General features: G+C 73.2%; 17 protein-coding genes. 7 read left to right on the top strand and 10 right to left on the bottom strand.

Annotation, left to right across the window (positions count from 1 at the left end; genetic code table 11):
• Positions 1-41: 41 nt before the first annotated feature.
• A complete protein-coding gene (locus tag BJ969_RS17975; RefSeq protein WP_184480190.1) occupies positions 42-5,141 on the top strand; it encodes a non-ribosomal peptide synthetase in 5,100 nt (1,699 codons plus the stop codon).
• The gene (locus BJ969_RS17980; protein ID WP_184480192.1) at positions 5,138-6,220 is read left to right on the top strand and encodes a cytochrome P450; all 1,083 of its coding nucleotides are present in this window, start codon (positions 5,138-5,140) and stop codon (positions 6,218-6,220) included. Before BJ969_RS17975 ends, BJ969_RS17980 begins: the two co-directional genes overlap by 4 nt.
• A 164-nt stretch (positions 6,221-6,384) precedes the next feature.
• Here the strand turns inward: BJ969_RS17980 and BJ969_RS30855 are convergent, their stop codons facing one another.
• The 4 genes from BJ969_RS30855 to BJ969_RS18000 are packed head-to-tail and all read right to left on the bottom strand — an operon-like array spanning position 6,385 to position 11,826.
• Positions 6,385-7,317, bottom strand: a complete 933-nt coding sequence (locus tag BJ969_RS30855) for an OmpA family protein (RefSeq protein ID WP_184480195.1) — start codon at positions 7,315-7,317, stop codon at positions 6,385-6,387.
• Positions 7,311-9,806, bottom strand: coding sequence for an Hsp70 family protein (locus BJ969_RS17990; RefSeq protein ID WP_184480198.1), 2,496 nt, complete (start codon positions 9,804-9,806; stop codon positions 7,311-7,313). The genes BJ969_RS30855 and BJ969_RS17990 overlap by 7 nt, the downstream gene beginning before the upstream one ends.
• Positions 9,803-10,285: a hypothetical protein gene (locus BJ969_RS17995; RefSeq protein ID WP_184480200.1), complete on the bottom strand. Its 483-nt coding sequence runs from the start codon at positions 10,283-10,285 to the stop codon at positions 9,803-9,805. The genes BJ969_RS17990 and BJ969_RS17995 overlap by 4 nt, the downstream gene beginning before the upstream one ends.
• A gap of 20 nt (positions 10,286-10,305) precedes the next feature.
• A complete protein-coding gene (locus tag BJ969_RS18000) occupies positions 10,306-11,826 on the bottom strand; it encodes a hypothetical protein (RefSeq protein ID WP_184480203.1) in 1,521 nt (506 codons plus the stop codon).
• 379 nt (positions 11,827-12,205) lie between these two features.
• Between BJ969_RS18000 and BJ969_RS18005 the strand changes: the two genes are divergently transcribed.
• A complete protein-coding gene (locus BJ969_RS18005) occupies positions 12,206-14,155 on the top strand; it encodes a BTAD domain-containing putative transcriptional regulator (protein WP_184480206.1) in 1,950 nt (649 codons plus the stop codon).
• Positions 14,156-14,209: 54 nt separating this feature from the next.
• The gene (locus tag BJ969_RS18010; protein WP_184480208.1) at positions 14,210-14,950 is read left to right on the top strand and encodes a family 16 glycosylhydrolase; all 741 of its coding nucleotides are present in this window, start codon (positions 14,210-14,212) and stop codon (positions 14,948-14,950) included.
• A 53-nt stretch (positions 14,951-15,003) separates the two neighbouring features.
• Here BJ969_RS18010 and BJ969_RS18015 read toward each other — a convergent pair whose 3' ends face one another.
• The gene (locus tag BJ969_RS18015) at positions 15,004-16,092 is read right to left on the bottom strand and encodes a hypothetical protein (RefSeq protein ID WP_184480212.1); all 1,089 of its coding nucleotides are present in this window, start codon (positions 16,090-16,092) and stop codon (positions 15,004-15,006) included.
• 358 nt (positions 16,093-16,450) lie between these two features.
• On the opposite strand from BJ969_RS18015, the gene BJ969_RS18020 reads away from it, so the two are divergent.
• Positions 16,451-17,197 (top strand): dienelactone hydrolase family protein, encoded by a 747-nt coding sequence (locus BJ969_RS18020; protein WP_184480214.1) that lies wholly within the window; start codon positions 16,451-16,453, stop codon positions 17,195-17,197.
• Positions 17,198-17,508: 311 nt separating this feature from the next.
• Here BJ969_RS18020 and tatA read toward each other — a convergent pair whose 3' ends face one another.
• The 4 genes from tatA to BJ969_RS18040 all read right to left on the bottom strand — a co-directional run bounded on the left by tatA (position 17,509) and on the right by BJ969_RS18040 (position 21,483).
• Positions 17,509-17,763, bottom strand: coding sequence for a Sec-independent protein translocase subunit TatA (gene tatA, locus BJ969_RS30630; RefSeq protein ID WP_184480216.1), 255 nt, complete (start codon positions 17,761-17,763; stop codon positions 17,509-17,511).
• A 424-nt stretch (positions 17,764-18,187) separates the two neighbouring features.
• On the bottom strand, positions 18,188-19,045 hold the full coding sequence (locus BJ969_RS18030) for a LysR substrate-binding domain-containing protein (RefSeq protein ID WP_184480218.1): 858 nt from the start codon (positions 19,043-19,045) through the stop codon (positions 18,188-18,190).
• Positions 19,046-19,172: 127 nt separating this feature from the next.
• The gene (locus tag BJ969_RS18035) at positions 19,173-20,459 is read right to left on the bottom strand and encodes a glycoside hydrolase family 5 protein (protein ID WP_343071468.1); all 1,287 of its coding nucleotides are present in this window, start codon (positions 20,457-20,459) and stop codon (positions 19,173-19,175) included.
• 151 nt (positions 20,460-20,610) lie between these two features.
• Complete coding sequence (locus BJ969_RS18040; RefSeq protein ID WP_343071469.1) at positions 20,611-21,483, bottom strand: alpha/beta fold hydrolase; 873 nt, start codon at positions 21,481-21,483, stop codon at positions 20,611-20,613.
• Positions 21,484-21,667: 184 nt separating this feature from the next.
• Here BJ969_RS18040 and BJ969_RS18045 point away from each other — a divergent pair, with 184 nt between their 5' ends.
• A complete protein-coding gene (locus tag BJ969_RS18045; protein ID WP_184480224.1) occupies positions 21,668-22,264 on the top strand; it encodes a TetR/AcrR family transcriptional regulator in 597 nt (198 codons plus the stop codon).
• A gap of 145 nt (positions 22,265-22,409) precedes the next feature.
• Here BJ969_RS18045 and BJ969_RS18050 read toward each other — a convergent pair whose 3' ends face one another.
• Positions 22,410-23,360 carry a LysR substrate-binding domain-containing protein gene (locus tag BJ969_RS18050; protein WP_184480227.1) on the bottom strand — a complete coding sequence of 317 codons (951 nt, stop codon included), beginning with the start codon at positions 23,358-23,360 and terminating at the stop codon, positions 22,410-22,412.
• Between the two features lie 85 nt (positions 23,361-23,445).
• Between BJ969_RS18050 and BJ969_RS18055 the strand changes: the two genes are divergently transcribed.
• Entirely contained in the window at positions 23,446-24,732 is a 1,287-nt protein-coding gene (locus BJ969_RS18055) for an aspartate aminotransferase family protein (RefSeq protein WP_184480230.1), read from the top strand.
• Positions 24,733-24,748: the final 16 nt, after the last annotated feature.

Raw genomic sequence — 24,748 nt, forward strand, 5'->3', positions numbered from 1 at the left:
CGTCCCCCAGATCGGGCCGCCCGCCAGCCGAAGGAGCCGCCATGGACGTCACGTCGTCGCCGCGGGACACCGTTGCCCAGCACACCGCGCCGGACTCGCTGCCGCTGACCGCCGGGCAGCACGAGGTGTGGCTGCTGCACCGGCTCGACGGTTCCGGTGCGCGCTGCCGCACCGGGGCGAGCACCCGCATCGACGGCCCGCTCGACGTCGCGCTGCTCGAACGGAGCCTGCACCGGGTCGTCGACGAGACCGAGGCGCTGCGGATTCGCATCGTCGAGGACGGCGACTCGGCCGTCCAGACCGTCGGCGCCCGTTCCGGGCCGGTGCTGGAGGTCGTCGACCTCGGCGCGGACGCCACCACCGCCGACGCCCACCGGGGCATCGAGGAGCGGCTCGCGGTGCCGATGGACCCCACCCGAGGTGAGGTCTTCTTCGCCGTGCTGTTCCGCCTCGGACCCGAGCACCACCACCTCTACCTGGACTTCCACCACGTGGCCTCGGACGCCACCGGGATGACGCTGGTGCTGCGGCGGCTCGCGGAGATCTACACCGACCTCGCCGACGGCGGGACCGTGCGCGCCGGCCGGGGCGGGTCGCTGGCCGAGCTCGTCGCCGTCGACGCCGCGTACCGCGCTTCGGATCAGCACGGGCAGGACCGCCGGTACTGGCTCGACCGGCTCACGGTGCTGCCGTCGCTGTCCGAACCCGACCCGGCCGTCGGGGTCTCCTACTCCCGCCACGTGCTCGGCCCCGACGTCATCGGGAGGTTGCGGGGCGTCACCTCGGCGCTGCGGGTGCGCCGCACGGCGGTGCTGCTGGCGGCGGTGGGGCTGCTCGTGCGACGGCTCACCGGTCGCGACGTCGTCGGGGTGGGGCTGGCCGTCGCCGCCCGCGTCCCCGAGCAGGCCGAGACGCCGGGGATGGTGTCGAACATCGTGCCGGTGGCGCTCGACCTCGGCGGTGTCCACGACGTCGCCGAGCTCGTCGCGCTGGCCCAGTCCGAACTGGTCGCGGCGCTGGAGCACCAGCGCTACCGGGGTGAGCAGGTGGTGCGCGACGGCGGTGGGCGCGGCCGGCTGTCCGGCCGGGTGGACGCCCAGCTCAACGTGCTGCCGCCCGTCGTGGACGTCGCGTTCGGGCCGTGCCTGGCGCGCGAGGACCGCGGTGTCATGAGCGCGGTCGACGTGCCCTCGTTCTGGGGCCGGATGGTGTCGTCGGACGAGATGCTGCTGGAGACGCTCACCGGTCCGGGCACCGACCGCACCCGCACCAGCGCCGACCTCGGCGCGCTGCTCGCACGGGTGCTCGACGTCGTCGGCGACCCGGCGGCGTCGGCGCGGCCGCTGGCGGAGATCGGCCTGACCACCGCGCGGGAGCACGCCGTGCTCACCGCCCCGCCCGCTCCCCGGCCGGTGGGTCCGGCCCGGACGCTGACCGCCGCGTTCGACGAGGTCGCGGCGGCCCGGCCGGATGAGATCGCCGTGGTGTGCGACGGCGTCACGACCACCTACCGCGAACTCGACCGCGCCGCGCACGTCCTCGCCGAGCGGCTGGCCCGGCTGGGCGCCGGTCCGGGGCGGCGGGTCGCGGTCGTCGTCCCCCGATCGGCGGGGATGGTGATCGCGGCGCTGGCCGTGGTGCGCTGCGGCGCGGCGTACCTGCCCGTCGAGCCGGGCGGGCCGCGGTCGCGGTGGGAGTTCGTGTGCGCCGACGCCGCGCCCGTCGCCGTGGTGACGACCGATCCCGACCACGCCGGGCCGGAACTCCCGGCGGTGCTGATCGATCCGGCGGGCCACCCGCTCGACCCGGCGCCGCCCGGTCCCGGTGCCGCGCCCGAACCGTCCGATGTGGACGATCCCGTGTACGTCATCTACACCTCGGGATCGACCGGCGCCCCGAAAGGGGTCGTCACCTCCCACCGCAACGTCCTCGACCTGCTCGACGCCGCGAGCGGCTGGTTCCCGGTCGGACCGGGCGCGGTGTGGGCGTCGACGCATTCGTTCGCGTTCGACTTCGCCGTCTGGGAGGTCTGGGGCGCGCTGCTGACCGGCGGGCGGGTCGTGCTGGCCACCGACACCGAACGGCGCGATCCGGCGCTGCTGCTGAGCCTGCTGGCGGCGGAAGGCGTGCAGGTGCTCAGCCAGACACCGACCGCGCTGGCGGCGCTGCTGGACGCCGCGGCGCACGGCCCGGAAGCGGCGGACCTCGCCTGGGTGCTGGTCGGCGGCGAGGCCCTCGACCGCGAGCTGGTGTCGCGCTGGTTCGCCCGGCCGCCCGGCACCGGCGCTCGGCTCTGGAACGTCTACGGCATCACCGAGACCACCGTGTTCGTCAGCGGCCAGGAGATCACCGCCGCCGAGGCCGACGGCACCGGCCCGCTGCCGATCGGGACGGTGCTGGCGCACCTGCACGGCCACGTCCTCGACGGCGACGGCCGTCCCGTGCCGCCGGGCGTGGCCGGTGAGCTGCACGTGGCCGGGACCGGTGTCGCCGCCGGCTACCTGAACCGGCCGGAGCTGACCGAGGCCCGGTTCGTCGCCGACCCGTTCGCCGCCGACGGCAGCCGGATGTACCGCAGCGGTGACGTGGTGCGCCGCCGCGACACCGGCGAGCTGGAGCACCTCGGCCGCGACGACGACCAGGTGCAGCTGCGCGGCCACCGCATCGAGCTCGGCGAGATCGAGTCGGCGCTGATGGCCCACCCCCGGGTGTCGCGAGCGGCGGTGGCGGTGCACGGCGACCGCGGCGCCGACGCCCGCCTGATCGGCTACGTCGTGGAACACCGCACGGCCGCCGACCCGGACGCGCACACCGGCGGCTGGCAGCGCATGTTCGACGGCCTCTACGACAGTTCCGCGCCCGGCCGAGCGGAGGCCTTCCACGGCTGGTCCGACAGCGTCGACCGCAGCGCGATCCCCGTTCGGGAGATGCGGCGCTGGCGCGACGGGATCGTCGCCCGGATCCGCGAACTGCGACCGCGCCACCTGCTCGAAGTCGGTGTAGGCGAAGGCTTGCTGCTGACCGAGCTGGCCCCGGAGTGCGACGACTACTGGGCCACCGACATCTCCGCCGCCGCGCTGGACCTGGTGGCCCGGCGTTGCGCCGACCTGCCGGAGGTCTCCGACAAGCTGGTGCTGCGCTGCCAGCCCGCGCACGACTTCTCGGGCCTGCCGGCGGGCCGGTTCGACACGATCGTCGTCAACTCCGTGGTGCAGTACCTGCCCGACGCCGAGCACCTCGCCGAGGTGCTGCACGGGCTGGCCGCGCTGCTCGCCCCCGGCGGCCGGATCGTGGTCGGTGACGTGCGCCGGTGGGGCCTGGCCCCGCTGTTCCACGACGCGCTGGCGGTCCGCCGCGCCGCCGACACCGACGAGCCCACCCCGCCGGACGCGGAACTGGCGGCGCTGGCCGACCGGGCCCGCGCCGCGGAATCGGAGTTGCTGCTCGAACCGGCCTGGTTCGACCGGCTCGTGTCGACGAGCCCGGTGCTCATCCGCGCGGAGAGCGCGTTGCAGCACAGCGGCACCACCGAGATGGGCCGCTACCGCTACGACGTGGTGCTCTCCACCGACGACGCGCTCCGCGACCCGGACCCGGTGCGGCTGCGGTGGGATGCCGACGTCGACGGGCCCGCCTCCTTCCAGGCCGCGCTGCGCGCCTCCGGGGCGCCGTCGGTGGTGCTGCGCGGCGTTCCGAACGGGCGCCTCGCGGCGGATCTCGCCCGCACCGCCGGAGTGCGCGCGGCTCGCGATCGAACCGACCCGGCCCCGCCGGACCGGCGCGATCCGGTCGAGCCGGTCGACCTGCTGGCCGCCGCGCAAGCCTGCGGATACCTGGGGCGGGTGGACTTCGCGGCGGACGACGCGCACGCGGTCGACGTGCTGGTGCACCGCGAGGGGAACCCGCCGCCCGCCGCGGTGCTCGCGGGGGCGGGCGCGACGGCGAACACCCCGGTCGCCCCGCGGTCCGCCGAGCTGGGCGCCGGACTCCGCGAACAGCTGCGCGGTCGCCTGCCCGGTTACATGGTTCCGGCGCAGATCGTCACCGTGCCCGAGCTGCCCCGCACGGAGAACGGCAAGCTCGACCGGGACCGGCTTCCCGCACCGGAGCCGGTGGCGCCGGTGCGACGGCCCGCGACCGGCGGGGTCGAAGGCACCCTGTGCCGGTTGTTCGCGGAAGTGCTGGGGCGGCCCGAAGTCGGACCGGACCAGAGCTTCTTCGACCTCGGCGGGCACTCGCTGATGGCCGCGACGCTGGTGGGGCGCATCCGCGACGAGCTCGGCGTCGGACTCGGCGTCCGGTCCCTGTTCGGCGCACCCACCGCGGCGGGGGTGGCCCGGCTGGTCACCGGGGTGCACGGCCGCGCCGAGGACGGGGCGACGCGGCGACTGCTGACGCTGCGCCCCGGCGACGGCGGGCGTCCGCTGTTCTGCATGCATCCGGGCGGTGGGCTGTGCTGGTCCTACGCCCACCTGCTGCCGTACCTGGACCCCGCGATCCCGGTGCACGGCATCCAGTCCCCGCGCCTCGGCGACCCGGGCGCCCCGCCGCTGACCACGCCCGACCTGGTGCGCGACTACGCGAAGCTGATCCGCGAGACCCAGCCGTCGGGCCCGTACCGCCTGCTCGGCTACTCCCTCGGCGGGCTGATCGCGTTCGCCGTGGCCTGCGCGCTGCAGGACGACGGCGACGAGGTCGAGAGCCTGGTGCTGGTCGATTCGTACCCGCCGTCGCACGCGGCGGGCTACGAGCGCCCGGTCGACGAGTTCACCGACGACGAGGTCGCGGAGTTCCAGCGCAACGCGATCGGCAACCTCACGACGCTCGGCGCCGCCGCCCCGCTGACCGACGTCCGGCTCGACGACGAGGTCGTCGCGGGCCTGCGCCGCTGCATGGAGGACGCCGCCCCGATCGCGGCCACCTTCGGTGACCCGGTGTTCCGCGGCACCGTCGAGCACCTGCAGGCCGACCGCCCGCAGTACGGCCCCGTGCCGGACGGCCGTGCGCTGTGGCAGCCGCTGGTCGACGGCGAGGTCCGCGGCCACCTGTTCGACGTGGGGCACAACGAGATGATGCGCCCGCACTCGATGCTCACGGTCGGCCCGCGCATCGGCGAGATCTTGGAAGGGAGGCGGCCGTGAACGTCCCCGGAGTGCGCTACGACGAGACGTTCGACTGCTGGGTGGTGACCGACCCCGAGCTGGTCCGGCGCGCGCTGCGCGATCCGGCGCTGTCGGCGCAGACCTTGGAGGCGGCCACCGTCGCGTTCCTGCCGCCCGAGGTGCGCGCGGAGTGCGCGCCGCTGCTCGACGCCTTGCGCCGCTGGTTCGTCACCCTCGACGGCGAACCGCACCGGGAGCGGCGCCAGGCCGTGGCGCACCTGTTCGCGACCCGGCGCATCCGCGAGCTCGACGACGTCCTCACCGGGATCGCCGACGCGGCGGTCGGGCGGTGCGCCGCCGCCGGTGGTGGCGACGTGGTGCCCGCGATCGCCGACGTCGTGGCCGCGCGGGGGATCGCGGCGCTGCTCGACCTCGACGGCGTGGCGCACGAGCGCCTCAACGACTGGGCGCGGGCGGTGTCGGCGTTCCTCGCGACGTCCTACCGGGCGGACCGGGCCCGCGCCGCGCAGGCCGCGCTCGACGAGATGGCGGCGTCCGTCCTCGACGTACCGGGCGCCATGCCCACCGTCGCGCCGGGCGATCCCGCCGAGCGCTTGGCGACGGCGTCGATGCTGCTGTTCGGCGGCATGGAGACGACGTCCGGGCTGGTGGGGTTCGCGTTGTGGTACCTGGTCTCCAACGGCCTGTCCGACCGGGTAGCCGCCGATCCGTCGGGCGCCGAGGCCGACGCGGTCGTGGAGCGGGCGCTGGAGCTGTTCGCCCCGGTCGGGCACGTCGCGCGCCTCGCGCTGCGGCCGGTCCCGCTCGGCGACGCCGAGATCCCCGCCGGGGCGCTGGTGATGGTCGCGCTGCACGGCGAGGACGTCCTCGCCGCGCCCGGAATGCCCACCCGCTGCCCGGCGCACGGCCCGGCCCGCCGCGATCACCTGGCGTTCGGCGGCGGACCGCACTTCTGCATCGGCGCCCCGCTCGCGCGGGCGATCGCCACTTCCACGGTGACGGCGTTCGCCCGCGCGCTGCCGGACGTGGCGGTGCAGGAGCTGCGCTGGCGGGACAACCCGACCTTCCGCGGCCCGGCGACCCTCGTACTGCGATGAGGCGGACGGCGGCCTCGACCTGCTCGGCGGATGATCGCCTCGGCGCAGCGCCGAGCAGGTGCGAACGGCCGGTCGGTGGCGGCTCGCGGGCGAATCCCGCGCTGGACCGACGAACTCCCGCCCCCCCCGGAAGTCGACGTGCGCAACGCCGGGCGCCGAGGTCGTCACCGCCGACTCGGGCTGATCCGCAGCGTCACCGTCCGGTTCCGGTCCCGGCCCTCGGCGGTGGTGCCGGGGTGCGGTGGTCGGGCGGCGCCGGCGCTGGTCAGCGCGACTCCGGACGGCGGGATGCCGCTGCCCGCGACCAGCGCTTCCGCGGCCACCTTCGCGCGGGACAGCCCCAACTCGATGTTGCCGTCGTACCGGCCGTCGTCGGAGACCCGCACGCCGTCGACGTGGCCGACCACCGTCAGGTCCACCTCCGACCCGAACCGCCGCAGGTGCCCGGCGAGTTCACCGAGCGCGGCCTCCCCCTCCGCCGAGAGGACGACCGTCCGCGAGAACAGGCCGATCGGGAACACCGCGGTCAGCACGTCCCCGTCGCGCTCCAGCACCAGCGAGGTCCCGGACAGTTCGGCCTGCAGCTCGTCCAGCGACCGCTGCCGCCCCGGCACCGTCCCGGCGAGTTCCGTTCGCAGATCGGCGAACCGGTCCTGCAGGTCGCGCTGCGCGTCCTCGGCGCGGGACAGGCCTGCCAGCACTTCCGCGTCAGCCCGGTCGTCCCGGACGACCAGCGCACCGCCCGTCACCGACGCGGCCAAGCAGGCGACGACCGCCGCCCACAGCACCGGCCTGCCCGCTCCCGATCGCCCGCGGTCCCGGATTTCGGCGATGCGCCGCCTGCCGTCGCGCGCTGCGGGCGAGCCGTCGCCGAACTCCTGCGCGCGGGACCAGCACTCGTCGGCTTCCGAGAATTCGCCCTGCTGGGCGCAGATCCGCGCCAGCAGGTCGAGCACGTCGGGGTCGGTCGCGTCCCGGCCGCCCAGCTCCGCCAGGACGTGCCGGGCGCCCGCGTACCGGCCGGCGCGGGCGAGCCGGTTCGCATGCGCCAGGCGCGACTCCCGGTCCCGGACGTCGGTCTCCGTCGCCGTCACCACCGCGTGCCTCCCGTGACGGTGCTCCCGTGCCCGGTCCGGCCGGCCGGTCCTTCGGGCAGCCTGCGCCGGAGCTCCGCGAGCACGGTCCGCAGGCCGTGCGCGTCCTCCCCGGCCAGGTACCTCTTGCCGTCCTTGAGCAGCCGTTGCACGTCGCGGTCGGCGTGCTGGGCGAACTCCCGCTCGAACTGACCGAAGACCACGGCGTCGAGCACGCCCGCGTTCTCCAACATGCGTCGCAGAATCCGTTGCAGCGCCTCGATCTGGCGGCGGATCATCGTCTGGGAACCGACCTTGACGGCCGCGGTCAAAGCCGCCTCGGCGGCGCGGAAGTCCAGGTGATCCGCATCGTTGCCGGCCTTGGCGACGAGATCGCGGACCGTTTCCAGCAACGACCGGGCTTCGCTGATCGTCCTCGGCAGCTCCAGGTCGTCGTCGACGTCGTCGAGCACCGCCTCCGCGTCGCGCATCCGCGACGCGCAGGTCGGCGCCGCGTCCGGATCGACCTCGGCCGCGGACACCAGGCGCCGGATCTCGGCGAGCGCGCCGTCCTCCGCGAGCCGGTCCAGCTGCTGCAGCGCGGACGGCGCCTCCAGCTCGGCGGCCTCCTGCCGGAGGTTCCGGTGGCGCTGGTCCAGCTGGTCGTACTCGTGGCGCAGCAGCGCCACATCCGTCGTCCGGGTGCGGCCCAGGTCCACTTCGATCTCGAACTCCTCGTCCAGCACGGGCACGTACGCGTCGGCGCGCGGGCTGAAGCTCCGGTCGATGCGCAGCGACACCTCGATCTCGGAACCCGCCGGCACGTCGCGGCGGACCTCGTCGGGCCGGATGTCCAGGCCGCCGATCAGCGTGTCGAGATCGGCGCGTTCCCGCTCCCCCTCCACGAGCGGGACCCGGATCAGCCCGGCGTCGCTGTGGCGCCGGACGTCGACCGCGGTCCGCAGCACCACCCGTCGGCTCGCGGGCAGTTCCGTTCCCTTCTGCAGCAGCCACGCCACGTCGTTGTCGCTGAGCCCGACCCCGACGGAATGGCTCAGCACCGGCGGCCTGCCGACAGTGCCGTGCCGATACCCGATCTCAGCGGGATCGGTGTCGACGAGGGTGCCCTGCGGATCGCGGAACTCCACAGCGAAGGTCGTGGTGGTCTGCTCCGCCGCCCGCAACCGCGTGGTGAACGCGCCTTCGGCGGTGAGCGCGATCTGCCCGCTGCGCCACGCGGGGCGCGCGGCGGCGTCGACGAACTCGATCGTGCTGCCCGCCCATTCCTGCGGTCGCTCGGCGCGAGCTTGCCCGCCGACGAGCGGTTCGGTGTCCGGTCCCACGGGTTCGTACTCGAAGTCGAGCGCCACCTGTCCCGGCGGCACCGGCCGGTCCTTCGCCGCGGGCAGCCGCTGGGTGCCCGCGAAGATCGCAGCTCCCCGCGCCACCACCGTGACCGGGTCCTGGCTGTGGTCCAAGCGGATCCCCAGCCCCTCGACCGGATCGGCGAGCAGTTCCCGCAGCGACGGGGCGAGCGTCGCGCCGCCGACGAGCAGCACCCGTTCGACGTCACCGGGTCCGAGCCCCTTCTCGTCGAGCGCCCGCCGGCACAGGGCGATCGAGCGGACGTAGAGCGGACGGGCCACCCGTTCCACCTGGGCGCGGGTCAGCTCGCAGGCGAACTCCAGGTCGGCGCCTTGATCGTCCTTGAGCTCCACGACGACGTCGACGGAGTCGGTGTTCGAGAGCTGGATCTTCGCGCTCTCCGCCGCGGCCTTCAACTTCGCGACGTTGCCCGCGGAACGCGGGTCGTCCCGCGTCAGACCGGTCAACCCGGATTCGCGCACCGCCGGGATGAGCACCTCGTCGACCAAGGCCCAATCGATGAGCTTGCCGCCGAGGAAGTTGTCCCCGGCGTGGTTGACCACCACGAACTCGCCGTCGTCCACCTTGATCACGGCGGCGTCGAAGGTACCGCCACCGAGGTCGTAGACCAGCCAGAACGCGCGCTGCGGGGCCTCTCCCGCGCTGTAGGCCCACGCCGCGGCGGTGGGTTCCTGGATCAGCGGCGCGAAACCGAGCCCGGCCAGTTCGGCGGCACGCCGGGTGGCGTCGTTCTGGTCGAGTTCGAACGCGGCGGGCACGGTGATCACCGCGGACCCGATCGCCTCGGCGAAGGCCTTCTGCGCGTCGCCGCGCAACGACTTCAGCACCTCGCCGGAGAGCTCCTCCGGGGACATGGTCCGCTGCGCCGCCTCGAACGTCTTGCCGCTGCCCTGCACACCCATCTGCAGCTTGAACTCGGAGCACGCGTTCTCCGGGTCCGCCGCGACGCGGTCCTTGGCCATGTCGCCCACGTACACCTTGCCGGTGCGGCTCACGTACACCGCGGACGGCGTGCACTCGCGGTGGTGGTTGTTGCGCACCACCGCCGCATCGCTTCCCCCGGCCACCGCGATCGCGCTGTTGGTGGTGCCGAGGTCGATGCCGAAATCGATCATCGTCCGGTTCATCGCTCGTTGTCTCCCTTCGGTCGTCCGACGATCACTTGTCCCACTTGGATGCAGCGGTCGGCCCGGTAAACGGACGGCCGCACCGTTTCCACCACGACTTCCCTGGTGATCCCGGGTCTCGGCTCGTACGCCGAGACGTCCAGCGCCATGCCAGGGTCGAAGTCGAGCCGGTCGTGGTCGTGCGCCTCGATGCCGGCCGCCGCCAGCGCTTCCCACGCCGCGCGCAGGTGGCGCACGCCCGGGCGTCGCGACCGGTCCGGTTCGGTGCCGTCGCCGAGGACCTTCCGCGTGGTGCGCCAGAGGTGCGTCACGACCTCGGCGAGCACGGGGTCGGTCAGGTCGACGACGGCCTGCGGTTCCACGGCCTGCTCTGGCGCGACCACGGGCGCCGCCGTCGACGGGGCCGGTTCGGCGGCCACGGCCGCCGGTTCGATGCGGAACTCCGGCGGGAACCGTCGCTGCCGGATGTTCCCGCGCATGCTGAACACCACGTCGCCCCTCATTCCGCTCCGGTCCGCTGTTCCCGCAACCAGCGGTGCAGGTGCCACCGCCGCACCAGCAGGCCCGCCGCGACCGCGCCGAGGATCAGCAGTGCGACCACCGCCCCGAAGGCCCACGTCGCCCCCACGGCGCCGAGCACCCCCATCCCCCGCCGCCACCAGCGGCTGAAGGTGCTGAGCGGGACCTTCGCGTAGAAGTAGTGCGAATCCCGCTCGTAAGCGGCGAGCGGAACGATCAGGATCAGCCACGGCACCACCAGCACGTGCGTCGCGATGTGGGTCCCGGCTTCACGACCGGGCCTGGTGCCGACCCAGCCGAGACCGGCGAAAGGCCCCAGCCATCCGTCACCCGGCGCCCGCTCCACCGGGGCCCTCGGCTCCGTCCCGTCGGCGAGCAGCTCGACGAGCCGTTCCCGTTCCTGCTCGTCGTGGAGGCGCCGAGCAAGGGCCCGCAGGTAGCCGGCGGCGCGGTCCACCCGGCCCGATTCGCACAGCGCCGCCACCGCGAGCAGGTGGGGGTCGCGTCCGACCACCGCGAGGTTGGAGTCGATGAGCTCGATCGTCGCGGGATCCATCGCCAGCTCCCGAGCACGGTGCAGCACGCCCAGCACCGGTCCGCAGCCGCCGCTGTGCTCGTAGTGCACGACCGCGCCCTTGTTCGCGGCGGCGGCCACCTCGTCGCGCAAGGCGGGCACGAGCGGATCGCGGTCGGTGAGGATCGTCGCCACCACCCGCAGCTGCACCGCCGTGCGGTCCAGCAGTTCGCGAGCCGACTCGGCCGCATCCGCCGCGGTGGCCCGCTGCGCCGCCTCGCACGCCTGCCGGATGCCCTGTTCGCAAACCCGGGTCACTTGGCGCAACCCTCGTTCGACGACGTCGTCGTCGAACGGGGACTCGTCCGCCAACCGCACGAAGCGGTCCGCGTCCTCGTCCCCGGATTCGACGGCCAGCGCGGTCAGCGCCGCGTGCACCGCGACGATGTGCACCGGCAGCGACTCCCGGAGCCTGCGCACGGTGCCCCTGGTCAGCCGCGGATCGTCGAGCTCGCCCACTCTCGCCGTGGCCCAGTCCCACAGCCGTTCGGAGGACAGGACCTCCGCCCACGCGGCGAGACCGCGCCGCCACATCTCGTCGAGCCGGTCCGCGTCGAGCGCGTTCCGGGACGGCTCCGCCTCCATCGCCTCGCGGTGCAACCGCAGTTGCGCGCCGCGATCGGACAACGCGGCCAGTTCCGGGGGCACCGCGTCATCGGCCTGCCACAGCCACAGCACTTCGTGGATCAGGCGGTGCACCGGGTCGCCCAGCGACTCGAACGCCGCGCGCAGGTCCTGCGGATCGATGTGCGGTCCCACGCCCGCAGAGGTGCCCAGCCGCGCGGCGAGCTCGGTCTCCGCCCGCCTGCTGCGGATCAGCCGCGCCGTCGCGCCCACCGGAAGCCCGGTGAGGTGGAACGCGTTGCCGTGGTACAGCCCGGGGCCGGCCAGCGGTCGCAGCGCGGTGCCCAGATCGGTGGGACTCATGTCCCCGTCCCCTCTCTCGTCGGTCCACGGCGCACGGAGCCGTTGCACCGTTGCCGCCTTGCAGTGCAACGGGAACGGCCCCGCGCGCCCGGCGGGTCGACCCAGCGGTGGCGCGGAGCGACGCCCCCACCCCCAGTGCTTCGCAGAGGCGTCGCTCCGCGGCGGCCGGCCGACCACACCTCCGGGTGGAGTCCGCCGAACCGCCGAACCGATCCGCTCGCCGTCGATCACCGGACCGACTCTGCCGACATCGGGTCCACCGCAGGTCAAGTGCGGTTCAGCAGCGGTACATCGAATCCGTGAATGTGCGGACACGCTGCGTATCCGACGCTCTAGACTCCGGGCGACCTCCAAGATCCCGGTGCAGCGAGGAGCCGATGTGGCCGAACCAGACACCAGCGCCATCAGGTACTTCGTGCTGGGGCCGGTGCAGGTGCGCGACGCGAGCGGCACCTTGAACACCGTCAACGCGGAGAAGCCGCGGCTGCTGCTGGCGGAACTGCTGCTGCGCCCCAACGTCTGGGTCGGCAACGACGAGTTGATCGAGGCGCTGTGGGCGGAGCCGCCCGCGACGGCCCGCGGCAGCCTGAAGACCTACGTGCACCAGCTGCGCAGGCTGAGCACGCGGGAGGGCGAGGAATCCCCGATCCAGAGCCGGCACGGCGGCTACCGGCTCGTGGTGGCTCCGGGGGAACTCGACACCGGCGCCTTCACCGACCTCGTCCACGCGGGCTGCGCGGCGATCAACGACGGTGACCGGGCCGCCGGGGTGCGGACGCTGCGCGCGGCGCTGCGCCTGTGGCGGGGCGATCCGATGCGGGAGACCGCCGGGACGGGCGGCTTCGCCGAAGTGGAAGAACTCCGGGAAACCCGGGCGCACGCGCAGGAAACCCTCGCCGAGGCGCTCATCGCCGATGGCCGCCCCGACGAAGCCGCCGACGAGATCCGCAAGCTCACCGCGGCGAACGGGTTGCGCGAATCGGCCTGGGAACTGCTCATCACCGCGCTGCGGGCGGCGGGGCGACCGGCCGAGGCGGTGGCGGCCTACGGCGAAGCGCGCAGGGAGCTGGCCGACGAGCTGGGAATCGACCCCGGCCAGCGGCTCCGCGCGCTGTACGCCGACCTGCTCGCCGACGACGATCCCGCCCCGAAGGCCACGTCCACACCCGCACCGCCGCAAGAGGCGCTCGACAGCGCATTACCGCGCGACGTCCCGAAGTCCGCTGCCACGAATCCCGCCCAGCGGTGGCTGACGCTGCCGTTCGCGGCCCGCGCCGGGACGGTCGCCGTCGTGGTGGCCCTGATCGTCGCCGGGGTCGTCGCAGTCACCCGCCCGGCCGCGCCGCCGCCGGATCGCGCCGCCGAGGTACCGCCGGAGCTGCGCTTGGACGCGATAGCCCCGAAGCGACCGGTGCCCACCTATCCCGCCGGGACGAGCGAAAACCCGAAGCTGCTGTTCGGCCTGGGCCCCGAGGCCCCTGCCGCGTCCCGCGAGCCGCTGTTCTACCAAGCTCCGATCGGCATGTTGACCACCTGGTACGACGATCCCGACGACCTCCCCCGGTTCGAGTCCTGGAGGCGGGACCTGCTCCCGAAGCACTACGCGGCGGGCACCGCGCTGCACCTGCTCGTGGCCCCCACCTTCGACGAGGGCGAACCGGTCGACACCCCGCGCGGACCGGGCTGCGGCCAGGCGTACCAGATGTCCCCGCGGTTCCTCGACGACATGCGCCGGTTGGCGACGTCCTTCGCCGGTGCGGAGAACGGGCCGCCGCTGTACGTGTCGATGTTCAACGGCATGGAGAAGGTCGCCTGCACCACCCACGGCTACGACAAGGACCCGGCGACGACGAACTACTACCTGGCGCTCAAGGACCGCTACCTGCAGGTTCGGCAGATCTTCCACCGGTACGCGCCGAACGCACGAGTCGCGCTGAACTGGGACGGCTGGCAGACCGACGGCTCGACTCCCGAATCGACCGCCCGCCGCGAGGCGATGGTCGATCAGTTCTCCGACGTGATGACGGTGTCGGACTTCCAGAGCTTCAACGCGTTCCAGGACGAGGACAACGCCGAAGACGTCGACCGGATGGTCGGCCGGCTCAGCCGGTACGGACCGGTGATGGTGTCGAACTTCGGGCCGGACAAGGACGGCACGGGCGCCCGCGCGCGCAGCGACTTGGAGCGCGTCTTCGCCCCCCGGCAGATCTCGAAGCTCACCGCGCAGGGCCTGTTCGCGTGGAGCTTCTGGGACCACGAGTACGTGGACGTCACGCCGGAGACCTATACGCTCGCCCGAGATGTGGTGAACCGCTACGGGCTCCGATGATCGTCGGCTTCCCCGACGCCGGGCCCGTGCGCACCCTCGGCCTGGGGAGGTCCTGTGCAGTTCCGCATGTCGCGCCGTCCGACGGCGTCCGCGTTATCCGCTCTCGTGCTGACTCCGATGCTGCTGGCCGCACCCGGCAGCGCCGCCGCCGACCCCGGCAGCGCCGCGACCCGGTTCGGCTGGGCCGGTGATCTGGTGCGGGAGGACGACTTCGACGGCGACGAACTCGGCCCCGGCTGGAACCTCTACGACGGTCCCGGCCACGCGGGCAACGGCGTCCGCTCACCGGAGCAGGTCGGCGTCGCCGACGGCGTGCTGCGCATCGACGGCACCGAGGACGGCACCACCGGCGGCGTGTCCTGGGAACCGGGACAACTGCACGGCCGGTGGGAGGCGCGGGCGAGGTACACGCCGGGAACCGCCGCGTACCACCAGGTCCTGATCCTGTGGCCGGACGCGGAGGACTTCCCGGTGGGCGGTGAGGTCGACTATTCCGAGGTGTCCGATCCGCAGCGGCGGCGGCTGGAGTTCTTCCTGCACTACGGGGAGAACAACGACCAGGTCAGCGCCGAGCGGACCGTGGACATGACGACCTGGCACGACTACGCCGTCGAGTGGACGCCGCAGCACGTGATCGGCTACGTCGACGGGGTCGAGTTCTTCCGCTCGGAGGACCCGGAGACGATCCCGCCGCGCGCGATGCACCCCACGATCCAGCTCGACTGGTTCCCCGACGGCGGCCCGCGCGGCACCGGCGCGATGGAGGTGGATCGGATCCGGCAGTACCGGCTCTGAACCGCCGAATCCTCGGCAGGTGACGGAGATCCGGCCGGGCGGATGCTCCGAGCTCAGGCCCGCACCGGTCGCCAGCCTCCATCGTCGTCGTCGAGCCATTCCTGACCCACCGGGTCCGGCCGGGCGGTGTCGGTCAGCCACGCGGTCGCGTCCGGGTCCCAGCCCGCCAGCACCGAGGCGAGGCCGTCCTCGACGGGAACGGCGAGCCCGGCGGTTGCGAGGTAACCGGCCGCGGTGAGGTGCACGGCGTCGAACTCCCGCGCCACCGCCGACCAGTCGGGGATCACCCAGCGCCCGTCCCGGCCCGTGGCGCGGAACCAGTCGTGCCGTCGCCCGGCGGTCACCTCCAGCGGGAAGCGGCGGCAGAGCCGCGCCCACGCCTCGGGCCCGTCGATCTCGTGCACCGCCACGTCGGACGGGACCGCCACGTCGCGGACCGTCGCGCGCTCCCAGCCCATCGAGTCCTCCACGAACCGCAGGCCCGCCGGACCGAGCTCACCGAGGCGCCGCGTGGTGTGGAGCAGGTCGGCGAGCACCGGCGCGGACCACCAGCTCCCGCTGACCGGCGCGCCGAGCTCGCGGGCCCGCGCCCGGGAGCGGGCTTCGCCCTCGTCCTCGTTCTCCCGCCACCGCACCAGGTTCTCGGCCGCGGCTCCGGAGCGCGTGCGCCCCGGCGCATCGCTGAACTCCACCACGCACTGCGCGGTGGGGTCGATCCCCGCCGCCCACCAGTGCGCCGCGGCGCTCGTGGCGACCTGGGCGGCGATCCGCCCGAGCGGGGCGTGGAACTCCGGCCCGGCGATCAGGACGTCCCCGCCGTCCGGTTCCTGCCAGTAGCGCGCGCGGTCGACCGCCGCCGCCAATGCGTGCGCCAGTTCCCGCTCGCCGGGTTCGCGCAGCGGCACGTCCACCAGCAGCTCGGCGACCTCACCGGGAGTCGGGTGCGGCCTGGGCAGGTCGGCTCCGGGGCCGAAGAGGACGCCCGCCTCACCACGGGCCAGATCGAGGTCGTACGTCGCGTAGAAGGCCGCGCGGTGGAGGGCGATGCCTTCCGGTGTGCCTTGCCCCAGCACCCGCGCCAGCTCGAAGCACAGCCGACGCCCGCGCGGACCCGCGAGCAGCACGTGCGGTTCGATCGACATAGGTTCCCCCTCCCGCGATCCGAGGCGCGTGCAGCAGAACACGCGAAAACCCGTCCCCGCCACGAAATTTCGCAGCGGTACGGCTGAGCGTCGACGAGGACCCGCCCGGTCATGCGCGGTCGCCTGCGCCGCGAGCCAGGAAACCGGTCCCGCACCGTCGCCGGTGGGCTAAGCTGCGCGACGATGACCACCGGGATGGCCACGTGCCGCGCACAGATCGGTGACCCGGTGCTCCGCTGAGCGCCGCGGGGACCGGCACGGTCCCGCCGATCGAACGAGGACTTCGCGCCACCGCACGAGGTCCGCCTCCGTCGTGTCGTTCGCAGTTCCGACGAAACGACCACGACAGGACGGATTCATGGCCACCAGGACCTTGCAGATTCCCACCACCGACGGCCGGGCCGAGGCTTTCGCCGCGTTCCCCGATGACGGCGAGCGGCACCCGGGAGTGCTGATGTACATGGATGCCTTCGGCATCCGCCCCGCGCTGCGGCAGCTGGCCGTCGAACTGGCCGAGCACGGGTACTACGTGCTCGTGCCCCACGTCTTCTACCGCCACGGCCCGGTACCCGTCGTCGAGCTCCCCGACCACATCGGAGGTGAGGACCGGGACGCGCTCATCGGCCGGCTGATGCCCTTGATCGAACTGCACACGACCGATCGCGTCCTCAGCGATGCCGACGCCTACCTCCGGTTCCTCACCACCCGGCCCGAAGTCGTCGCCGGTCCGGTCGCGGTGACCGGCTACTGCATAGGCGGCCTCCTCGCGATGCGCACCGCGTCGGCGCACCCGGACGAAGTAGCCGCCGTCGCCGGATTCCACGGTCCCGTCGTCGCCGACGGACCTGACGGCCTGCGCCGCATGCTCGCCACGATCACCGCCCAGGTCCACCTCGGCCACGCCGAATCCGACCTGACGCCCGACGATCTCGACGAGCTCAGCCGGACGCTGGAGGCCGCGGGGCTCGACCACACCTCCGAGATCTACCCCGGAACGCTCCACGGCTTCACCATGTCCGACACCGACGCCTTCGACCCCGCCGCGATGCGACAGCACTGGGACCGCCTGCTCCCGCTCCTCGACCGCGCGCTGACCGACGGCTGAGGGTTCCGCTCTCCGCCGGATTCGCCGCCCGCACCCTGATCCGCAGGCGGAGGCGAATCCGGCGTGGCGGCTCCCGCGTCAGCGGCCGGTCGCCACGGACGGCCCGAGCACGAGCCCTGGGTCCGATCGGTCAGCCGCCGTCCCGAAGCCGCGTCGCAGGACGCGCAGCAGAACGCCTGGTGCAGCGCCCTCCGGTGCCCCACCACGCACGGTGCGGCGACGTCCGCGCGGCGGGTTCTTCCTCGTCGTACCTGACGGGCGCGGACGGTGATCCGAACGCCGCGGCCTCCGCAGCAGCGGACGGCGCCTCGTCAGCTCGCGGTCTCGTCGCGCCGTTCGCCGCGGGCCCCGGAGCCGTTCGGGGAGTTCTCGCCGGGGTTCGCCGAGGGCCGGTCCCGCGCGGCGCGGGCCGCTGCCTCGTCCTCCTGCATCCCGCGCGCCTCCGCCTTGAACACGCGCGCCGACTGCCCGAGGGAGCGCGCCACCTCCGGCAGCTTGCTCGCGCCGAACAGCAGCACCACGACGCCGACGAGGACGACCAGCTCCCACCCGCCCGGCAAACCCATCTCCTGCACCTCTCCTCTGGTTCGACGCACTTCCCGCCCGGGTGCGGACGCGGAAGGCCGGACGGCCGAACGAAGTTCGATCTCGGGGCCCGTCCGGGTCCGCCGGGCGACGATCACCGGGTTCGGCCCGACCGGGGCCTGCCCCGAAGTCGAGCGCGGCAGGCCGGACGGGGTGGGCCGAGGGCGTCGGCGCGTGCTCGCCGACGGTCTCTCTCGGGCATGACTCCTCGTTCCAGGTCACCTGCGCGGACGCACCCAGTGTCGGCCCGCGCGGAGCCCGACGGCAAAGCCCGCGGCGTGATGGTTGCGATCGCGCGGCGCGATCACCGCACGATCCCCCGGTACCGCGTGGATGGCGGAGCCCCACCAGGGCCGCCTGCACCTCCGCTGACGTTCCACCCTGCCGCGCCCCGACGGGAAGAACTCAGCGCGCGCCCGCCGCTTCCGGCCGCCCGGCGTCGGCGATCATGTCGACGAGGGCGCTCGCCGGCGTCCCCCGCACCGGGATTCGTCCGCTGAGGACGAATTCGATCTGGTCGAGCGCGGGCAGCCCGCCGTCGATCGGCACCAGTCCTTCCGGGACGACGCTGCGGGCGAACACGGCGACGCCGAGTCCGGCGCGCACGGCCATGACGAGCCCGTTGAGCCGGTCCGCGGTGCAGCTGACGCGCCACGACCGCTGCTCCCGCTCCAGCGCGGCCAGCGCGCGGGCGCGGGTGATGCCGGGCTCCGGGTACACCACCAGCGGAACCGGATCACCGGGCACGATCGTGGTTTCGGGAGTGCCCACCCAGACCAGCTCGTCGCGCCACAGCAGCCGCCCGGACGGTTCGCCTCCCGGCTGCTTGATCAGGGCGATGTCGAGCTCGCCGCGCGTGAGCCGATCGTGCAGCGGAGCGCTGAGGCCGGCGGTGAGGTCTAGGTCGACCCGCGGGTGCAGCCGCTGGAACCGCTGCGCGATCCGGGAGAACCAATCGGAGACGAGGTCTTCGGACACTCCCAGCCGGACCCGCCCGCTCGGTTCCGGGCCGCTGAAGTAGTCCAGCGCCTGCTGGTGCCTGCCGAGGATGCCGCGCGCGAACCCGACCATCGCCTCACCGTCCCCGGTGAGCTCCACGGTGTGGCTGTCGCGCATCAGCAGCGAGCGGCCCACCGCCGCTTCCAGCTTGCGCACGTGCTGGCTCACGGCGGGTTGCCCGAGTCCGAGGGCGCGCGCGGCACTGCTGAAGCCGCCTGAATCGGCCACCGCCAGGAAAGTCCGCAACCACACCGCGTCGAGCACGACTCGGGACTACCACCGCGCTCGCGCGGCTTTCAAGTCCACGGCTGTGGTAGCGAAACGAGGATCACACCTCGGCGGTCCGGACGAGTCCGATGTGCACCGCCCGGCGCGTGAGACGCCTCGCCCGTCAGCCTCCCGTCAAGCGGCGCCAGGCGCCGGTGCGCCAGTCGGCGTCGTCGAGGGTGATGCGGTCGCCCGCCTCGTCCCAGTGCACCAGTCCCCAGCCGTCGGTCTCGCCGCCCTCCTGCCAGCCGACCAGCGGCCAGTAGGCGAAGTTCGCGTCGTTGTCGACGAGGAAGTCCACGAAGTTCTCGAACCAGGCGCGCGCCTTCGGATCCTGCTCGCCGCGCCCCACGCCGAACTCGCTGATCCACAGCGGCGCCGTGTAGGGCATGCCGTCCTCGGTGACGAAGAACGCCTGCCTGCGCAGCACGTCGTAGAGCTCGTCGCGGGACATGTCCTGGTAGCGCGGATCGGTGGTCTCGCCCGTACCGGTGGCGCCGCTGTGATTGGGGCCGGTGTAGCCGTAGAAGTGCGCCGAGTAGACCAGCTTGTCCGGTTTCACCAGCTCGTGCGACAGCTCCCGCACCGGTTCCAGCGTCGGCCGCTCGTGCGGCAGCCCGTCGACCGGGAGGCCGGTCCAGTTGATGCCCTCGATGATGATCAGCAGGTTCGGGTTGGCCTCGTCGAGGATCCGGTCTCCCGCGCGCTGCGAGGCGGCGAACCAGTCGTGCTCGTCGCCGAGCCCCCAGTTCGGGTCGTCGAAGACGTCGCGGCGCACCTCGTTGTAGAGGTCCGCGCCGACCACCCGCGAGTTGTCGGCGTAGCGACCGGCCATGAACAGCCAGTCCTCTTCCCATTCCTGGTCGCTCTGCGCGCTGTTCCAGCGCTCGTTGCCGTCGACCCCGCAGCACCAGCGAGCCGTGTTGGTGTGGTTGTTCAGGATCACGGCGAGACCGCTGCCGGTGAGCGCTTCGACGGCGGCGTCGTAGACCTCCAGCCGCGTCTTGCCGCGCAGTTCCGGGTTCGCGGCGACCGCGTCGTCGGGCACGGCCGCCTCGTCGTCGATCATGTCGTTGGAGAACGGCAGCCGGATGCTGTTGATCCCGAGTTCCTGGAAGCTGCCGACGATGTCGCTCATCGAAGCCCGGTCCAGGCCGAGCGGGATGCCGTTGCCGTTCTCACCGTCGTGGTGGTTGGCCGGGTCGTCGACGTCGCCGCTGCCGTTCCAGGTGCCGCTGGCGCCGTGCCAGTTCCCGGACTTCAGCTTGAACGGGTCGCCGTCGGCGTCGACGATGCTGCTGCCCTCGGTGTGCAGCGGCCCGGTCCACGAGTCGTCCGGCTCCCCCGCCGCCGGTGCGGCCGGTGCCAGCAGCGAGGCCGCGAGCACGGCGGCGAGCGCGTTGGCGATCACGCGAGCATCTCCATCATCGGCTCCCTGAGGATCGGCCGATCCGCGGACCGGCGGCGCAAGCCCCATCCTCACAGCGATCACCACGCCGCGGAGATCCGGAAAATCCCCGCTTTTCCCGTTCAGCCCGGAAGAACCCGCGGACCGCGACCGATCACGTCCGATCCCGCTCCGCGGACGGCGTGGCGCGGGTGACGACGTCGCGGATGGTGGCGAGGGTGTCGTCGGGGTGGTCGAGGTGGACCGCGTGCGTCGCGCCGGGCCAGATGATGGGGCTCGTCCCGAGGGCGGACGCGAGCCGCTGGTGCGCGCGCCGGGCCTCGCTGGCGGGCTTGCGTTCGGCGGAGACGACGGCGGCCGGGACGCGTGGCAGGTCCGCCTCCCGGAAGTTCGCCGACAGCGCTCCGACCCCGACCAGCGCGGCGGCGAGCCCGGCGAAGTCGAGCGCACCTCGCGAGATCTGCCGGAACGCCGCTTCGCAGTCCGGCCGCAGCCCGAGGCGCCGCACCTCTGCCTCCATGTACCGGCCCACGAACGCGGACGCGATCCGGCGCGCGCCGGGGACGCGGAGGACGACCGCCATCGTGCGGCACACCCGCTCCAGCCGAACGGTGATGCCGGGGGCGTTGATCGGGGTGGGGTCCAGCAGCACGAGTCCCGCGACGTCCTCCGGGTGGTCGCGGGCGAGCAGCGCGGCCAACGCTCCGCCGAGGCTGTGGCCGACGACGACCACCGGCCCCGCGGCGCTTTCCCGCAGGGTGGCGTGCAGCGCGTGTGCCGTTTCCTGCAGCGTGCCAACGGTTTCGCCCTCGCCCGCTCCGGGGCGGTCGTGCAGGATGACGCGGCAGCCGGGGTCCGCGGTGAGTCCTTCGACCAGGCCGGGGAAGTACCCGTGCGCGGATTCCACGCCACCGGCCAGCAGCAGCACGGCGGGACCGACCGCTTCCGGAGCGGCGGCATCGGAATCCGAGGAGGAACCGGTGCGCGGGTCCTGCGCTCGGTGCTGTCGCGTTGCTTCGTCGACCACTGCCTGCTCCCGGATCGGTGTCGTTCGGCCTTGCGGGGCGCGAGGAGCGAACGGCCCCGATCGTCCGAACAGGACACTCCGAACGATCGACCGGATCGCGCTCTCGCGGAGCACCTGCGCACCCTCGCATGAGTGAGACATTGTCTCACTGCGGACTCAGAGTATCACTGTTTAGACTCGGTCCATGTCCAGTGGCGTACGCAAGCGCAGCCGGGAGCTCCTCCGCGCGGAGCTCGCCAAGGCGGCGGCCGACTACATCGCCGACGTCGGCCTGGAGAACACGACGGTCGCGGACATCGCCGGTGAGATCGGGGTGTCCCGAGCGACGTTCCACCGGTACTTCCACTCCAAGGAGGACGCGATCGTCGCCGCCGTGCGGGCGACGCGGATCTCCGCGGCGGACTGCGTGCGCACCGCCGACGCCTCGACCGGCGATTCGGTGTGGGCGACCGTGCGCCGCGCGTTCGACCCCGTGGTCGACGCGATCAACGCCGACGCCGCGGCCTTGCGCAAGCGCGCGCACCTGATCGAGTCCGCGGCGCCCGTGCGCGCACGGCTGGCCTCGCTCAACGACGTGGAACGCGAAGAACTCACCTCCGCCCTGCTGGACTGGGTGCCCGACGTGCTGCAGGCCCAGGCCGTCGCCGGAGCGACCGTGCTCGCGTTCGAACTGGCCTGGACCGTGTGGTCCACCGACGAGAACGCCGACTTCGGCCCCGCCCTGGACCGCGCGTTCGAAGCGATCACAGCCGTCGCAACACTCCGCCTGGACCCTTTGTGAGCGTTCGAGAACGCGCATGACGAGCACTTCGGCGGAGATCGGAGGTCCGTCGGCTCAGCAGAAGGTTGACGTCCTCAGCGCGCAGGTCACCCCACCGATCCGCAACGATGCGCCTCACCCACGGAGGTGACGGCGGAGTTCCGCCTCATTCCGCGTCCTCCTCCGGAGTTCGCATTGCGTCCTGAGTGGACGGTGCGGACAGGGCGGGGATGTCGGCGTGGGCGAGCAGGGCTTCGACGACGGCGTTCACCCCGGCCCGCGACGTCGTGCCCCGGCGCACCACGATGGTCACGTTGCGGTGCACCGGCGTGGTGAGTTCACGGGTGACGACCGCATGCCCTGGTGCCACCGCGAGGCCGGGCAGCAGCGCGAGCGAGCGGCCCGCTTCGACGTGCTGGAGCAGCAGCAGGATGTTGCTGAACCGGCAGGCGACCCGAGGTTCGAAGCCGGACTCGTGGCACAGGCGCAAGGTCAGCTCGGCCATGTAGGAACCGGGCCGGTCGCAGGCCCAGGTCTCCTCCGCGCAGGCGGCGAGGTCCACGACCCGGCGCTTCGCGAGCGGGTGCTCCGCGGGCAGGACCAGGACGACCGGGTCGGTGCCCAGCGGGATCAGGTCGAGGTCCTTGCCCCAGGGGAACTCGACGTAGTCGGTGGTCGTGACGATCACGTCGGCCTCGCCGGTGCGCAGCGCCGCGCCGCTCTCGTGCGGTTCGGATTCGATGAGTTCCACGTGCAGGTGCGGGTGCGAGTGCGCCAGGTGGGCCGCGACCGGTACGGCGAGGGTGGGGATCGCGCTCTGGAACACGCCGAGCCGGACGGTGCCGATCGGTTCGTTGTTCAGGGCGCGCAGCTCGGCCTCCGCCTCGGCCATCCGGTCCAGGATCTCCCGCCCGCGCCGGGCCAGCGCGATGCCGCTGCGGGTGAGCCGCACGCGGCGACCGGAGCGCTCCAGCAGCTGGGTCCGGGTCTCGCCTTCGAGCACGGCCAGCTGCTGGGAGACCGTCGACGGGCTCAGGTGCAGCGTGTCGGCCACCGCCCGGACCGTTCCCAGGTTGTCGAGCAGGCCGAGCAGGCGCAGGCGCCACGGGTTCAACACCCCTCCCATTGTGCGGCAATGCCGAACAGAAACGTCGACATCGTGTGATGGACGCGCATGGACCCGCGTTCGTAGCGTTGTCGTCATGCCGCACAACAGCGCCGCCCACCTGATCCGCTACTCGGGCCGGGGCGATTTCAGCCCGGCCGTCATCGATCGCGCCGCGGGCAGCTCGGTGTTCACCGAGGACGGCCGCGAACTGCTCGACTTCACCTCCGGGCAGATGAGCGCGATCCTCGGGCACTCCCACCCGGAGATCGTCGCGACCGTCCACGAGCAGGTGGGCAGGCTCGACCACCTCTACAGCGGCATGCTGTCGCGTCCCGTCCTCGACCTGGCCCGGCGGCTCGCGGACTCCGTTCCCGCGCCGCTGGAGAAGACCATGCTGCTGACCACCGGCGCGGAGGCGAACGAGGCGGCGCTGCGGATGGCGAAGCTCGTCACCGGCGGGCACGAGGTCGTGTCGTTCGCGCGTTCGTGGCACGGCATGACGCAGGCCGCCGCCGGCGCCACCTACGTGGCCGGTCGCGGCGGGTACGGCCCCGCCGCTCCCGGCAACTTCGCCCTGCCCGTGCCGGACCGGTTCCGCCCGGACATCGTCGACGCCGACGGGAACCTGGACTGGCGCAGGCAGCTGGACCTCGGGTTCGACCTGATCGACGCGCAGTCCGTCGGCGCCCTCGCGGCCTGCCTGGTCGAGCCGATCCTGAGCTCCGGCGGCGTCGTCGACCTGCCACCGGGCTACCTCGCCGCGCTGCGGGACAAGTGCCACGAGCGCGGGATGCTGCTGATCATCGACGAAGCGCAGACCGGGTTGTGCCGCACCGGTGACTGGTACGCCTTCGAGCGCGACGGCGTCGTGCCCGACATCCTCACCCTGTCCAAGACCCTCGGCGCGGGGCTGCCGCTGGCCGCCGTGCTGACCAGCGCCGACATCGAGCAGCGGGCGCACGACCGCGGGTTCCTGTTCTTCACCACGCACGTCAACGATCCGCTCCCGGCCGCGGTGGGCAACACCGTGCTGGACGTGCTCAGCCGCGACCGCCTCGACCTGCGCGCCGGTGAGCTCGGTGCCCGGTTGCGCGACGGCCTGCTGGAGCTCGCCGAGAAGCACTCCGCTATCGGCGACGTCCGGGGCCGCGGCCTGCTGGTCGGCCTGGAACTGGTCGACACCCCGGCGGGCGGCGACGCCGACGCGCTCGGCACCGCCGTCACCCGCCGTTGCGCCGAACTGGGCCTGCACATGAACATCGTCCAACTGCCGGGCATGGGCGGCACCTTCCGCATCGCCCCACCGCTCACCGCCACCGACGACGAGATCGACCGCGGCCTGAGCATCCTCGGCACAGCACTGACCGAAACCACCGCCTGACGCTCGCGGGTTCCGG

This window comes from Saccharopolyspora gloriosae (assembly GCF_014203325.1).
GTDB lineage: Bacteria > Actinomycetota > Actinomycetes > Mycobacteriales > Pseudonocardiaceae > Saccharopolyspora_C > Saccharopolyspora_C gloriosae.